Genomic DNA, 17046 nt, shown 5'->3' with positions numbered 1-17046 from the left:
GATCTGATAAGTCACATAATAATTTTGCTATTTAAAGCCTATGCCTCTTAATAAAATTCATACTCCAGAATATAGTGATTTTTATTATTAAAATCATAATAATTATATATCCCTTCACATCGTGTGATCTTAACCGGCAATCCATTTTCCCCATAGGAATACTCACTTCTTTCAACTACCCGCTGACCTTGGATATGCTCTATTTTGGTTAACTTATTATCTGCACTGTATATAAATTCATATAGTTTTCTATCATGATCATATTCATATGTAAGCAAACGACCATCTGTACTATAGCAAAATAAGGTATTATAAAGCTTAGGATATCTACTATTGACAGTTGCCATTTTTTTATCCCGATCATAAATATCAAAAAATTGTGATTCCTCCCCCCACGTATATGAAGTTATTATTTTTCCATATTTATTAATTGTATAAATATTAATCCTTCGTTCAAATGGAGCATTTTTGTCCCGGCAATCTTCGAATACGGTATCACCACGATAATAATAAACTTTCTCTGTAATCATGTTATATTCATCTTTATGGGTATGCATGATCAGATTTCCCTTTTTATCATAAATAAAATCTGAGATATCAGACTTTTCGCTACTCAGATTTAAATTCTCTTGCCTGACTAATCTATCGTTTGTATCATAGAAATAATTAATTATATAATAAACCATGCCCTCTGAATAGCTTTCTTTCTTTTCTAACAGGCCTCTTGTATTAAAGATTTTTTTGGAAGACATTCTGGGAGATGAGACGTTCTTGCTATTATTATGTTCATGTGTTACAAAATAAGTAATGCTCTTCACCCCTTTTGGGCCATGAATGAATGGAGTATCCTGTATATAATTATCCATCGGCTGCCAGAAACTATGCTGTTCTTTATATATGTTAGCATTGGTACGATTCGTCGTATATTTCTTTTCGAAATAGCCTATTGCCTTTAATGGGCCTGAAAGATTAATAAAAGGAGTAAGTTCGTTTATATCAAGATACAAGAATACGCCTTGTCCTTTGAAGTTAGAGGTATATGGAGAATCATCCGGAATTCTAAAACTAACATAAAGAGGTGTTATCTGAAAATCAAGATTACTGAGTAGTAAGGGCATATCGGACTCGGGAACTTCAGGTTCTACATATGAACCCTCTTCTTCCTCTTCATATCCTTCCTCTTCATATCTTTCCTCTTCATATCCTTCTTCTGAATTTTGGCTTTCAGATTTTTCATCCAATGAAATTGACTTGTACAGAATATTTGCTTTCGTCTTTAGGTAATTTTCTAATTGAGAAATTTTGGATTCATCAAACAGAGAATTGCTAAGATAAGTCTTGCCATTTTTGAGTGATATATAATAAGATTTGGTATACGAATATGTATTTTCATCAAACTTTCCTGATCCCAAATGATAGACATATTCAACATTGAGTTTGAGCAGGTCGTCAAATAAAAAAGAAAAACTGAAATTAATATCATTTATTTCCGGTAGGAAATTTTCATAATAATCATGAAGATCTATAGAATAATGAGACCTGCGTTCTAAGTTTTTGATTGAATTTATAAATGTCAGTTTTGCATGTTCTTGAAATTCAAACTTAAAAGAATCTGTCTTTATTACTGACTCACAATATTGCTGTAACTTTCTGTTAATTACATTTATATTATTTATTCCATTCTTCTCTCTCAATTGGGGATATGTTAAATCTATTGGTTCAAATAAATTAAAGGAGGAATTCTTTATTTCAGTATATACAGTTTTATAGGCAACTTTTTTATGGTTGTACAAATCTGTCACTGTCCTATCATCATTAGCCATTATTGGACTTAACTGAATCAAAAAACAAATAATAAAAAAGATGCTTTTCATTGTTTCTTCCTTTATTGTATGTATACAAATTTGATGATAAGTAGATTTTTGTTTCCTTCTTCAAGTACATTCACAGCAACTTTGAACCCTTGGTCAGTCAAATGTCTGATCAATGATTTCTGAGAAGTTTTAATAATACCTTTTTCTGAAGTCAGCTCTATGCTATCTTCTTGTTTAAGATTGTTGTCAATCGTCAAGGTTCCTGCAATAAAATTTTTACCGATAATACATTCATTAACTGGAAGATTTAGTTTAGAACCATCATAGGAGAAAGAGACTTTACCTTTACCATTGATGATTCCTGCGAATGTTTCGTTATTGGATGTGATGACTTTCAGATCATCGTATAGTCTTATCGATGATTCATAGTCAAAGTTTCGGTTCTTTCCCTGAGGTGAGACAAGAATCAATGGATGAAAATCATCGAGCGTCACGGATACATCTGTTGATCCAATCCTTGACGGAATAAAGCAGACGGCTTTGGGTTCTTCAATTGATATTCCTTGTTTATTATATCCAAGGTACTTTAAACTGAAGTAGGCAAGTGCATCCAAATCTTTTGACTGTGACACCAATAAAGCTTTATTAAACTTAAATGCCATAACTTCTGACTTCAGGGATATACCTGTTTGTTGAGGTCTTTTAGAAAAAATAAAAGCAGAAAGATCAAGTTTACCTACCCAACCTTTTCTATAGCATGGATTAAACACAAGTTTTACCCCATTTTTGTCTGGTAATCCTATCTCTATTGATTCATCACATGTCAGTGTCATTGAATAGCGGGAACTTTTTTCGAATGGAGATGGATTGGCGTGCAGGTTAGAAGAATATATTGAAGGTAGGTATTTTTTTAACGATTCATGAAAAGGAAATTCCCATATACTAATGTCCTGATCTTCCAAAAGAGAAACGATGCGTTGTTCATATCCAGGGTAATATTCTTTTTCTATGCATGCACAGGGTTCATTAAGTTCAGGTAACTTTTTTATTCCTTTTTCATATGTGAGTTCATAATCAAAATTTCCTGTACTGTCATAATAGACCCAAAGGCTATCTGCCAAATCATTCAGAAAAATTCCGCTCACTCTCAGCTTTCCATCTTTATACCAAAATTTGTAAGGCCCATTTCTTTTTCCATCAATGTATTGCTGTGATCTCTCCTTATTACCATTGTCGTACCAGGTTTCCTCAAGACCCTGAATTTTTCCGTTTTCATAGAAGGCCTTTCTGCTTGCTGTTCCATTGGAATAATAATACTGACTCTGCCCATAAGCTTTTTTATCTTTTATGACATATTCAGATGCCAGTTGTCCATTAGGATGCCAGGTTCTCTGAATACCGCTGGGGTCTCCGTTTTCATAGTTTGAATAACTCTTCAACGTTCCGTTTTCATGAAATTCCTTTTTATATATATACTTCTTGTGTGTTTCATCTTTACTGTCAAATTCAAATTCTTCGCTTGGAAGGCCTGATTGAGAATTGAATATCCATTTTCCATAAGGAACGCCCATTTTATAATATCCGGAACCACGTATCTTTCCATTAGTAGTCATGAGCGTATATTTACCATTGAGTATTCCCTCTTTAAGCATTTGCTCTACCATCAACCTGCCATCCGGATAATATCCTCTGAAAATGGAGTCCGGTTTTCCGTTTTTCAGGTAGGTTTCAAATTTTACCTGCTTGTCATCGTAATAACTGGCTACATAGCCATCTTCCGTCCCTTCTATTCTGAGACTCTTGACTTTAGGATTACTGAATTTCTTATAAAGACTTTCAACCCAGCGCTTGTCTATAATAGTATCTTTGACCTCATTTTGATTATGTGGAGAAAAAAAAGATACGTTCGCTACTTCTCCCGATTGAAGCCAGGAGACTTCATACAAAGGTATTTCGCTGATGCGTTTTAATTTCCCATCTATATACCATTCTATTAAAGGTCCATAAAAACCCCTTGATGAACTATAATACTCTTTCATCAATTGTCCATTGGAATAATAAAAAGAATTCCAGGAACTTACTCTGTTGTGATACTCCTGAAAAATGCATGATTCTGCTCTTAGGTTTCCCTCCAGATCCCATTCAGCAGAAGGTCCTTGTTCTTTTCCCTTGTAGGTCGAGATTCGTTTTAACAGCTTCCCTTCTCTGCTGTAATACTTCGTTGGCACTATGCTAGCCTTTATATCTGATGTGGATGAATCGATAAACAAATCAGCTTCCATTCTTAGCTTGCCATTTTCAAAGTAATCACGAAGGACAGAGGTGTTTTTATTAAGAGAAAATGTTTCCCGTTGAAGACCTCCGTTGGGGTTATATGTTGTAGTAATACCTTCAATCTTGTCATTCACGTAATGACCTTCCTTATAGATTTTTCCATCAGGATAATACTCTTTAAAAGGTCCCTGCGCAAAACTCGTATCTCTATTGCCTGTTTTGGATATTACAAAACTTCTTTCGCTCTTTACCATACCATTCGGATGGTAGAGCTTATTTGCATTCACTTTTAAACCATTTTTATAATCAGCTGCTTCCTCAAGAGATCCCTTATTATATTTGAGCCATTTGCCATTCAGTTGTCCTGATTTATTGTATGTACAGGTTTTTACCGGCATTCCACTCTCCTCATACTCTTCATATGCTCCTTTATAGTGTGATATGACCTTTTTTGATGTAGAGTCATAAGTACTATAAATACTATATTTAAAATGAAGTTTTCCGTTGGAATACCATTCATAATTAGAGCCATATTTAAGATCATCCTTATAGTTGATCTTCGATTTATTTTGTCCATTTTCAAACCACTCTTCGTGCAATCCGGATTTCATACCTCTCTTATAAAAACGCACACTTTCCCGCTCACCTGTTTTGTAATAGGTTTTCCATTTTCCAGACTTCACAGAGTTGGCAGGTGCATTCTTATTTGTTTTCGAAATGATGGTATCAAAACTTCCTGTATATTTTAGTTTTGCGCTCTCATACCAGGCAGTGGACTTGCCGTATTGATGCCCATTACTATAATTACGCAACTCCTTTTTTATTCCGCTTTCATACCACTCAGTTTTAGGACCATCTTGTTTGTTTTCTTTGTAATGGGTAAAACGGTATGCCTTTCCACTTGGATAAAACTCTTTTTGAAAGCCATTCATAACGGATACGGCCTTATTGTTTCTGGTTATGATCGCATAATTTCCTTCATACAATAATACTCCTGAAGGCGAATAGTTACGACAAACACCATTAAGCAATCCTTTGTAATAATTTTTATCAGACGAAAGGTTTCCGGTAGTATGCCACTGTTTTTGAACACCCTCCAGCGTATCATTTACCAGTGTGTATTCTTCAGCCTTATTCCCGTTTTCATGAAATTTGACAATGCGTTTTGTATTGCCTTCTCTTTGAGTTATACTTTTTATTTTCTGCGTTCTGTTGAAATACAAAGTATCATTCGATATCTGTCCGATAGCATTTCCGGATAAAAGAACAAGCTTTAAAAGAAGGGTAAAACTGACAAGAAATTTGAACATATATTATTTGAAAGATGTCCTTATACAGACAATTATAATTAAAAAAATAGGAGTAAAATGGTCTTCATATATCCATAAAAATATGGGCTCAATAGTATACTCACCTCAACATTTCATCTACAAAAATACCTATTTAAATTATTCCTGGACAAGAAAAATCACAAAAACACAGAAGGCGATAATAATCCTTTGAAAACCAGGCTGACGCACTTTTATAAAGCGCGCCCAACTATACTATCCTTTTCTATAAGCCTTAACTAAAATCATAAAACCAAAATGCTGACTTACTCAAACTGACTTTTAAAACTTCTTTCAACCGTACATTTCAAAATTCGTATCACCTTCATTTAAAATATATTATCATCTCTTTTCTTTAAACTTTTGACTTTCAACTTTCAACTTTTTCCCTATCTTTGCCTCGTTCAACCTAAACACTGTAATGATTATCGAATAGAGTCCAGACTAAAAGACTTTTACATATAATAAAATTGCGTTAGCATATTCTTGGGTGTAGAAAACCGCGAATTTTCAGAAATACAAGAATAGCTAGGTGTTCCGCTATTGCGTGGACTTAGCTATTGTATTTCGGGTTCTTCGCGGTACCTCTATCCCAGTAGCTACTGTTCCACGCTTTTTTATGTCTTATTTTTAACCGCTTGCGGAACGAAGCTCAAAACCCAACAAACATTTTATGGAAACAAATCCATTAAAGAGAGTAGCTGTTATATTGCAAGAAGACACTGTACTCAATCAGGAAATCATCGATGAGCTGGACATCCTGCTCAAGCTGATCTCACCACAAGACATGAACAAGGTGCTGATCTATGTCTTCTTCATGTACATCTACTATGCAGAAAACGACGTCTACTGCTCCGATCTGAAGACAACATCAGAGACCTTTTACCTGCTTATTGATTTCTTTACAAAGGCAGGTGAACTAAAGAAGTAAAAATTTTTAAAACCAGCTAAGTTATGATCCGATTATCCATGCGATGACTATCGAGGTGAGTATTGGTGTACCTAACTGAAGTCAACATCTGTGAATTTTATCAGAGCTCCTTATCTCCTATTTATACAGGAGAACAAATGAAATAGTAAACTTTTAAAACCAGCTAAACTATGATTAGATTAAAAAATCGACGACTACCTGAATGATGTTTATGGAATACTATTGGCATCATGGGTGGTGTCAATAGTATTTGTTAATCTGATAATTGATCCTGAACAGTACGAATCTCCGTTAAAATGGCTAATTTCATCTTTGAAAACAAAAACATCCACTGATGATTTCACACAAAGAATTTTCATCCATTAGATTAAAAGATTATATCTCTGAAGAAGAAATTGAATTAACTTCCGGATATGAATATCTAGACCAGCAATGGACAGGAGAAATCTATGGATTCAGCAGTTTCCTGAGACCTTATGACTTACCGGAGTCTTTAGAATGTATTTCATTATATCTTAGTGAATTTGAAAAACCGATACTGGATAAAATATTCAGGAAAATTGGATTAGATATTAAAAGCGGAGAAAGTGAAACCGAACTTACAAGAAAACTAGGGAAACCAGTAAATAAGTTATCCTTTGTCGAGGATAGAAATACGTTTCAATATCTTGTTAAAAAACCGGAAGAATATCTACTAAACTTGACTATCCACAATGAAGACGGATTGTTTTTTATCGATGTAATTTGTAATAAGAAGGTAATTGAAGAAATAGATTTTTTGAAGAAAAGTAAGGACTTTTAAAACCAGCTAAACTATGATTAGAGAATCAATGAGACGACTACCTGAATGATGTTTTTATGGAATACTAATAGCATCGCGAGAAGTGGTATCAATAGTATTTATTAATTGAACTTGAACAATATTTATTATTTCTCAAAATCATAAATCCACCTCTCACTCCTTCTGGTTGAAGTCTAATTGATATCAGCCCACAAATAAAAGAAAGTTTATTAACTTGTGCAAAAAAACATATTTTAGCTCTATTAAAGGTTTTTATTAAATTAATATTTTTCCAATGAACACTATATTATTGATTCAGTCAATATCTAAATTTTTATCACGATTATCAGAAAATGTCAAAATATTAAATTCAATCGGAGATTATAGTTTAAATATTTACGCAGAAAATGCATTAATCGAAGTTTTTAATCTTATCTATGATGCAAACTTTAAAAATATCAATTCAGAAAAAAAGAATTATCCGTCAATTGATTTAGTCGACAGTAGTAGAGGAATAGCCATTCAAATAACATCCACAAATAATAACACTAAGATTAAAGATTGCATCTCAAAATTTTTTAAATATGGATCCGAATCAAACTGTGATACATTATATATTTTTATTCTCACTGAGAAACAAAAAAAATATGACGATTCAAAAATAAAGATTCACATAAAAAAATGTATTAATGAGTTTAGTTTAAAAAGTAACAGAAAATTTAAATTTACAAGTAGTAGAAATATTATTGATAAAATTGACATCATTCAAACTTTATATAAAACTAATAACATTAATCAACTTTCCTTAATTGAGCTAGCCTTGAAAAATCAATTTGAGAAAATTGAAGCAAAAGAAGATCTAAGCAAGTATTACCAAAATTTAAAAAAGAGATATTATGAGGTAGTAATGAATGATGCAAAAGGAATGACATTAAAAGATATTTATGTGGAACCAGATTTTAAAGCTCATGAATATTGTATCCTCAATCAAAGTGTATTAAAATTGGAAAACAATACTTCAAGAGACTTTTTCTATAAAAATACTGAATTTCATTCCATACATTCTTACTTTAATAGTCACTTTTTTAACAACGTTAATAACAGTCTATTTAAAACTTCCAACATAGCCCTAATTTTAGGATATCCAGGACAAGGAAAAACATCCTTTTGCATAAAACTTGTTTATGATCATTTGACATCCGAATCTGGAAATAAAGATATATTCTACTTTAAACTTAAAGATATTAGAGACAGTAAAAATCTTATTAATAATCCACTAAGTTTACTTTATGAAGAAGCGTGTTTTTTAACAGAAAAAGAAATCAACAAACACACATTTAGAAAATCTGTACTTGTACTTGATGGACTTGATGAATTATTTATGAAAGAAGGTTTGCGTCTGGATGATATTGAAAGACTTTGTCGAGAATTGATTAGAGAAACAGAAAAATTCAATAGTTTGCAAATTATAATAACATCTAGATACGGATATATTGAATTAGAAAAGTTAAAAAAAGAAGATATACTAATCTTTCAACTTGACTCTTTTGATGAAAAACATCAAAATGAATGGGTTGAAAAATATCAAAGATTTCACCCAGACTCTTGGTTGACACTTTCACAAATCAGTTCATACAAGAAAAAGAGATATATTCGTGAACTGATAGAACAGCCCTTACTTCTTCACATCTTAGCCTCTTTATCAACTCCAGTTGACAAGTATACTGATAGAACAGCTTTATACGATAGATTATTTACAGATTTGATTGAAAGGAGGTATAGCCAAGATGGTCAAATTGAAAATTTAAAAAACATCGAGAAAGAAGATTTAAGAGAAATTATTGAGGAAATCGCATTCGCAATTTATAAGTCTGGCAATGGATACATAAGTAAAAAAGAACTAATGAATCTGAGCTCGGTAAAAAGTTACTTAGAAAAGTTAGGCAATTTGGAGTTTAGGGAAAGCATTAAAGGAATAATGATTTCCTTTTATTTTAAAGAAAGCGAAAAAGATATACTTGAAAATGGAAATGATAAAGACTTTGCAATTGAATTCCTTCATAAATCTCTTCAAGAATTTATGGTAGCTGAAAAATTAGTTAGAAGTTTTTCTTTCGAGTTTATAAATAAAGATATGAAAGGGAAGTATGTTATTAATAGTTTTCATGATGCTCTAAAATTAATTAATGAATTATTCTCCTTACAACCTATTAGCAGAGAAATTGAAGGGTATTTAATGCAAATGATTGCTAAAATTGATAATAAAGATAATATTGCCCAAAGGGTAAATATTTTCTTTAATGATCTTGTTGCTAAAGATTTTCTATACTCATTTGATTCAAATAAAGAGGAAGACCCAATTTTACGTTCATTATATTCTTTTAATGGAACATGGTTATTTTTAAGATTACTTTCACCTGAATTCAATTATCTATCAAACATTAAAACGAGGCAGAAAGTAGTTGATTATTTAAAAACTTTAGGCAATTCCTTTTCCTCGTTCAGATTTGACGATTTAAGCTTCCAGGATTTGACTAGGATAGATGCAACTCTATTTGGAAGAGTAGGTGGTGTCATAAATCATAATATTAATTTCAGTTATTCAGATCTTAATGATTCTCAATTCATAGGTTCTGATATCATAAATTGTAAATTTTCACATACTGAAATGTTTTGTACAAGATTTTATGAATGTTTAATTAAAAATTGTGATTTCTCCGAATCTTATTTAGGTGATTGTGTTTTTGAAAATGTTACTTTTGAAAATGTAAACTTCTCAAATTCGTCAATTTCTATATTATCAATGAAGAACGTTAATTTCAGAAAAATGAAACAAGAATATTTTTATGGAGTAAAAATTAACCTCGAATTGTTAATTTCAATAATTAAATTAAATGTTAAAATTAAAGTAAGCATGCTTGATCGAGTTTATGATAATAAAAATTCTAAAAATATAGAGCATACTGATTTAATTAAAATTCTCAAGAAAAATATTCCTAACTTTAAAGAATCATAAAGCCTTTAGTGTATGCTAGAGATCCCAGATCATATTGCCCCCTTATTCCGGGAAGTTGCCCCCGGGGGCAGCTACTGCCATTCCGGCAGATATTGCCCCCCAAAATTAAATAAAACTCATTGTGATGGGCGTATAGAGGTTATCTGGAAACCGTGATTATAAAATATTTAAGCGGATAAATTGTAATAGTTATTTTCTAATCTTCAAGTCATAGAAATTGAATAGGCTATCTCTTAATCCTCATTTCTTTTTTCACTAAACATTTTTTTGTTGTCTCTAATCCATACACTTTCAACAGGAAAATCTGGGGGAGTAGGTTTAAACCATTTTTTATCTTTATTCAGGTCTTTCTGTGCGGAATACTCCAATTTTTGAAATTTTCTTAATTTTTCTATGTCCAAGTCTGCAACAAGTACAGCAACTTTATAGTCGTCCACTGTCCCTCCTTTTACTCTTACTTTATCTCTTCTATCAATATTAGTAGGTCTCGTTACTCTTGTTTCTCCATATTGTGATGTATTTACTTTTATAAAATAACAATGTAATTCCCTACTGGCTGATTCTACGATACTATTATAATAATGTGTATCAACATTCCAAACTGGAGCACAGATAAAATCAATTTTAGAATAGAAAGCCATTCTATGAAATACATCTGCCAATTCATAACAATAATATGTTGCAAAATATACATTTCTCCAGACAAATAGGTCGTAACGGTATGGATTTGGCTTAGGAACAACCATTTTTTTGCCTCTAATCCATTCTTCCTCTTCAGGTGCATAGTGATTCTTGAGGCGAATGATTGGAATAGCATCTTTATCACCAAAAACATTTATAGGCAATGATGTTAAAACAAAATTATAACCTACATTTTTCGCCTTTAAATGTTCTACTCCAGAAACTAACCCAATTTGTTTATTAGCGCAGTTTTTGATATAAGTATATAGAAGTGCATGAGGTAGACTTAATTCTGGCTGAACAAATAAATCAATATCTTTTATCTCATTCACTTTATCTAAAATGGAAGAATATAGTTCAATCCTGTCAGATGATAAATTAGGTTTTCCATCTAAGCTTTTTTCATAATTCACAAAATCAACATAAAGATTTACTAAGCCTATACGACATGTTTTTAACTCTTTACTCCCATTCTGAAGATATATTTCGGATGTTTCAAAATTTTTATAATTATCTTTTACTCTCCCTTCAGTATCATGTTTTATTTCTTCAAAGGAGTCTAAATTGCCTAATTTGAAGTATTTATCACGTACCACTTCTTTATCTTGAGAAAATGTCGAAATATTGATCCTATAAAATAAATCAAATGAGTCATTTAAATATTTTTCACTATTTAAAATATCATTTAGCCATCTTTTGTTGTTAAGATTTTGGTGGATGGTTTTTAAATAAATTGTTTGGTAAAAGGTAAATAAACAAGTTTCATAAAATTTTACTCGATAAGGAATATAAGATTTATTAATAATCAAAAAATCCTTTTCTTTCCAGTCCCTACTATTAAAAAAATTAGGATCAAATAAGGATGATTGATCATCCTTTATGCTTTGAGTAAATTGAATTAGAGGATAATAAATATATTGTTTTCTCAGTAAATGTGAATTTCTAAATTTTCTAATATTTAAATTATGAGTAATTTTTTCTTCAACAATTTTTAAGATCTTCTTTGTAAGAAATCGTGGATTCAAGCCTAAAGACATTTCTAAAGAATAAATTAAATGCTTGTTTAAAGAACCAATTAATTTTTCCCTTGATATATTTATCTGACTTTTTATCTGAATTTTTTCGAGTTGGTTTATTATTGTAATTAATAGTTTAGAAAATTTTTCATGGTCATTCGATACCACATATAGAGTAAATAGCTTTTCCCAAAAGTAGTAGTGTTTAATCGAGTAAATCCCCTGAAAATATTTCTGTATTTTGTTTAATTCATCATTTTTATAATCTTTCCCATTTAAAATTTTCCTTTTGATTAGTTTGGCAAAAAAGACTGATAATTTAAACTTATTATCCTCAAGACTTTTAAAGCGTGCTTTGTTTACATCAATAGTTTCAAAGTTTGATTCAAATGTATTTTCTTCAAAATCGCTAAATGATTCATCTGCATCATCTGACAAAAATCTAAATTCACTACTTCTTTCCTTTTGTTCTTCAATAAATTTGTTTATTAAATTCGGAGAATGTTCTGCATTAAATTGGTAAATAAAAAGCTTTTCGTTTTGTAAAAAAATATTTGAAAGGCCATTTTGAAGTAGATGAAATTTCAAATTGTCTTTTACCTTTGCATCAACTGCAGGTACAAATATTTTATCTAAGTATTTAAAAATGAAATACATTAAAATGTTAATCTTTTTTTCTTCTCTTATGTCTTCGAAAAATGCATATTCTTTAATGAAATTTTGTCTTAGATCTTCTATATGTTCTTTATTAAATTCTTTAATCACAGAGTCTCTTATAACAACAATATTATCATCGACATACCTACCATAATAAACAGGATTTAGTTTATCTAAAATTTCTTTGTCAAACTTTTTTAAATGCCAATTTCCTAGAATAAATGAGCTTAACAATGAAATAGGTAAGGGTACGACATCTTCCATGGATAAACTTGCTGAAGGATGATCTATTTCCCTTAAACATTTTTTATATTCTTCATGAATTTTTCGAAATACTTTATGAATAATGTCGTTAGGATCAAAGTCATTATGCAATTCTGACAACTCCTTCTCTAAAACAGAAAAATTTAATTCAACACTATGAAAGTAATCTTTGAAATCAAATGTAATTATGGTTACATCTTCACCCTTATCTAATAATTCTTTTGCTTCTCTTAAACCATTGGACCACCATTTTTGGTACTGCTTTATATAAGGTTTAAATAAACTTCTTCCTTGTCCAGAGAATTCATTAGTTGGGAGTATTAATCTGTTTCCATAACAATGTTTACTAAGATTTTTATCCAATACAAAACCATATTTAAGAATCCAAAGTACTGCAATGATTTGAAGTTCCATTGGTACGTCAGCAAAAACTGCAATATTTTCAACCTCTGCATTATCAGTAAAAATTTGATTGGTGTAAAAATTTGGTGGAATATATGCTGAATCAATCTTTTTAAAAGAATTTGATACTTTTTTGGGATAATATCTTAATTTAATGTCACTATACTTAAATGTGCCTTCATTTTCAGATAGTTTTTTACTTATACTATCTAGCTTTTCATCTATTTTTCCATCAGAAATAAATTCAGCTAATTGATTTCGTAAATATAAGTCCGTACTTTCAAAGTATATATAGGATTGAAGTTTTCTAAAAGCGTCTTCAACAGTAGAAGGAATATAGTTATAGTAATAATACATAGTAAAGTAAAAATAAACTACAGTTACATATTATATTTATATTTTGCTTAGTAAAATAAGCAACTATGATTTAATACTTACAAGTAACAATCGTAAAACCTTTGCTCCGTGCCCTGACATACTAGCTATTAATCTACAAATGGTGCTAACATTTAAATAAATGCAATATGGCGTTTATCCAACTTATATCTCCCCTCTGGCGGAAATCTATTTGACTTCTTCCCACAAAATGAAAGCAAGTTTATTTATAACTTGAGGTACTAATGAATAGGCCTAAGCCTCTATCCCTATAAAATAAATCTTTGGATTATCTTATGCACTATAAACGCACCACACAAAAATCTTTAAAAAACAAAATAATAGCATTAAAAATAGTCCCAATGGCAAATATATAAAATATGTTGTAACCTACGATTTTTTTGTAAAAGAAGTTACTGAATCATATGCATTTCTGTTACATTATTTTTGCAGCATACATAAACAACTCCTCCCTCTGATTGAAGTCTATTTGACATTGCCCCAAAAGTCCTCGTTTGGTCAACGAGGATTTCCGAGAATACATTACCATCTACCATATCATTTATTCTTTTTAAATCCCCATGCGAAGGCAAGTCCTGGCTTTTGCTTTAAATATCTTCCTTAAAGGATTATTGGAATATTGGTTAAAATTGGATAATATTAAAAATATGAAGACAGGAAAACCTGAGCCAAGATATTCAACTAAGGCAGCTATAGATTCCTTAATCAATAAATTTGGTTGGACCTGTAAAGATTGGATGCAGGATTGGCCATTGGAAATTTCGAATGAAATTGACATTAACATATGCCTTAAAGAATATGGACAAATCACAGATGAAGATGAAAAGTTTGTCTTAATGGAGGCTATTCTATACGCTTTAGATGAATTTGAGAATAAGAAGAACTTCGAAAACATCGCAGATCAAGTACGAGATCTCTTAAATCAGGATTTTGAAATCCACAAGTATACAATATACAAATGGACATTATACGAATCCGAAATTGAAGAATTTAGAATCACTCCACTATTAAGAAGGATTTGGGATGAGAAATAATCGAATCGCAGCTAAATGGAGAAGCTGATCCCCTCATCCAATTACAATACTCCCACAGACCAAACCTCGGACAGGTCATAATATCCGAAATAACATTCGTGTGTATATCATTTCATTCAAAGAAATAATGATTTTCATGAAGAGGCTTCATTTTGCATGACTGTAATTTCATTTTTCAAACTTGAATTTACAATTTACAAGACAGTAATCCCACTTTGCAAGATTGTAATTTCGATTTGCATGCTTGTAATTCCAGTTTACATGCTTGTAATTTCTATTTACATGTTTGTAATTTCAATTTGCAAGACTGTAATTTCAGTTTACAAGCTTGTAATTCTGATTTGCAAGACTGTAATTCTGATTTACATGCAATAAAATTGTTTTTTTTACTTATCAGAATGAATATAATCAATGCTTTTTTAGAATTTCAGATAGGTGAAAGAGCTATTTATTCTGAAATTGATTTTGTCATTGAAATTTTTTCTTCTTATTTATTTTCTATTTTTTCTTATATATTAGTAGACTTTGTTTTCTACCTAAAAAAAATCATAAAAACACCTGACACATAAACAGATGCAACAAAATATTTTTTAAAAATTTCTTGCATTTGATTGGCAATATTTAAACTTTTGTCCCATCATTTTTTTATCAACATTAAACATATCAGCTATGACAACCGCTAAAAAAGCAAAGGTTAAGCTTAACCTTAGAGGGTCTTCCGTAGAAGAAAAACTTACTCTCGCCAGACAAATTGTACAGGCACTTACAGCAAACGAACAATTTCCTTCACCTATTCCATCACTGGAAACAGTGGGTTCTGCTATTGGGGAATTGGAAAAAGCACATGCAGATGTAAAGCTAGCCCGACAAACTGTTTCAACCAAGTACAGTATTTTAGATGACAAATCATCAGAGCTTGATGCTGTCCTGAATCAACTGGCTGCTTTTGTAGAAAGCACAGCAAAGGGAGATGAAATCAAAATTAAGCTGGCGGGAATGAGCGTAAAAGCTTCAAAGACTCCTACTGGAATTCCTTCAGCACCGGAAGGCTTACTGGCTGTGGCAGCCAATGAAAAGGAAATAGAGCTTTCCTGGGATTCAGTAAAAGGTGCTAAGAGTTATGTAGTACAGCTTACATCAGACTTGAGCAAAGATGAAAGCTGGAGTGTTGCCATTATTTCTACCAAGTCCAGAGCTACTATAAAGAATCTGGAAAGTGGTACAAAATACTGGTTTAAAGTTGCTGCAGTAGCATCGGCAGGGCAAAGTGCCTGGAGTGATCCGGCCACTAAATATGCTATTTAATCAGCAGGTGGTAGATCTGGTCATGAATGAATTTTTAGAAAGCTGCATTATCCAGAATAGCCTCCCCGTGCACTGAGAATGTCACTTTCCTTTGTCATCCTGAGCCCCGCAAAGGATCTGATAGTTATACATAAACTTGCAATATCAAGCAAGAATTTGACAGATAGGTAAAGGTTATTCTTTTGGAAAGCTCAGATGTTTCGCTAGCTCAACATGACAAAGGCAAAGCACTGTGCTATAAGCATAGTCCTTCTTTGTCATCCTGAGCCTGCGAAGGATTTGATAGTTATAAATAAACTAGCAATATCAAGCAAGAATCCGAAAGATGGGTAAAGGTTATTCTTTTAGAAAACTCAGATGTTTCACAAGCTCAACATGACAAAGGCAAATTACAGTGCTATAAGCATTGTCCTTCATTGTCATCCTGAGCCTGCGAAGGATTTGATAGTTATAAATAAACTTGCAATATCAAGCAAGAATTTGAAAGATAGGTAAAGGTTATTCTTTTGGAAAACTCAGATGTTTCGCTAGCTCAATATGACAAAGGCAAATTACAGTGCTATATGAATAGCCCTTCTTTGTCATCCTGAGCCCTGCGAAGGAACTGATAGTTATAAATCAAATTGCAATTTCAAGCAAGAATTTGACAGATAGTTAAAGTTATTCTTTTAGAAGGCTCAGATGTTTCACAAGTTCAACATGACAAAGGCAAATTACAGTGCTATAAGCATTGTCCTTCATTGTCATCCTGAGCCCTGCGAAGGATTTGATAGTTATAAATAAACTAGCAATATCAAGCAAGAATTTGACAGATAGGTAAAGGTTATTCTTTTGGAAAGCTCAAATGTTTCGCTAGCTCAACATGACAAAGGCAAAGTACTGTGCTATAAGCATAGTCCTTCTTTGTCATCCTGAGCCCTTCGAAGGATCTGATAGTTATAAATAAACTAGCAATATCAAGCAAGAATTTGACAGATAGGTAAAGTTTATTTTTATGGAAAACTCAGATGTCTCACAAGTTCAACATGACAAAGGCAAAGCACAGTGCTATAAGCATAGTCCCTTCTTTGTCATCCTGAGTCCTGCGAAGGATCTGATAGTTATAAATCAAATTGCAATATCAAGCAAGAATCTGACAGATATTTCA

Annotated in this window: 8 protein-coding genes; 5 read left to right on the top strand and 3 right to left on the bottom strand. The window is 31.7% G+C overall.

Annotation, left to right across the window (positions count from 1 at the left end):
* Nucleotides 1-47: 47 nt before the first annotated feature.
* Nucleotides 48-1874 (bottom strand): hypothetical protein, encoded by a 1827-nt coding sequence (locus tag MYP_RS15735; protein ID WP_156140665.1) that lies wholly within the window; start codon nucleotides 1872-1874, stop codon nucleotides 48-50.
* Nucleotides 1875-1885: 11 nt separating this feature from the next.
* Entirely contained in the window at nucleotides 1886-5398 is a 3513-nt protein-coding gene (locus tag MYP_RS15730) for a toxin-antitoxin system YwqK family antitoxin (protein ID WP_045465147.1), read from the bottom strand.
* A gap of 691 nt (nucleotides 5399-6089) precedes the next feature.
* Here MYP_RS15730 and MYP_RS15720 point away from each other — a divergent pair.
* From MYP_RS15720 to MYP_RS25220, 3 genes are all read left to right on the top strand, one after another.
* A complete protein-coding gene (locus MYP_RS15720; protein WP_045465141.1) occupies nucleotides 6090-6347 on the top strand; it encodes a hypothetical protein in 258 nt (85 codons plus the stop codon).
* A 334-nt stretch (nucleotides 6348-6681) separates the two neighbouring features.
* Nucleotides 6682-7149, top strand: coding sequence for a hypothetical protein (locus tag MYP_RS15715; RefSeq protein WP_045465139.1), 468 nt, complete (start codon nucleotides 6682-6684; stop codon nucleotides 7147-7149).
* A gap of 274 nt (nucleotides 7150-7423) precedes the next feature.
* A complete protein-coding gene (locus tag MYP_RS25220; RefSeq protein WP_052430260.1) occupies nucleotides 7424-10144 on the top strand; it encodes an SMEK domain-containing protein in 2721 nt (906 codons plus the stop codon).
* 233 nt (nucleotides 10145-10377) lie between these two features.
* On the opposite strand, the gene MYP_RS15705 is transcribed toward MYP_RS25220, so the two are convergent.
* Nucleotides 10378-13521, bottom strand: a complete 3144-nt coding sequence (locus MYP_RS15705) for a hypothetical protein (RefSeq protein WP_045465137.1) — start codon at nucleotides 13519-13521, stop codon at nucleotides 10378-10380.
* A gap of 686 nt (nucleotides 13522-14207) precedes the next feature.
* Between MYP_RS15705 and MYP_RS15700 the strand changes: the two genes are divergently transcribed.
* Nucleotides 14208-14594, top strand: a complete 387-nt coding sequence (locus MYP_RS15700) for a hypothetical protein (RefSeq protein WP_156140663.1) — start codon at nucleotides 14208-14210, stop codon at nucleotides 14592-14594.
* 669 nt (nucleotides 14595-15263) lie between these two features.
* Nucleotides 15264-15899, top strand: coding sequence for a fibronectin type III domain-containing protein (locus MYP_RS15690; RefSeq protein ID WP_045465133.1), 636 nt, complete (start codon nucleotides 15264-15266; stop codon nucleotides 15897-15899).
* The last annotated feature ends 1147 nt before the right edge of the window (nucleotides 15900-17046 follow it).

Origin of the sequence: Sporocytophaga myxococcoides, from assembly GCF_000775915.1 — a bacterium.
Lineage (GTDB): Bacteria > Bacteroidota > Bacteroidia > Cytophagales > Cytophagaceae > Sporocytophaga > Sporocytophaga myxococcoides_A.
Note: the sequence above shows the minus strand (reverse complement) of the source record. Positions and strands in the feature narration are given on the sequence as shown.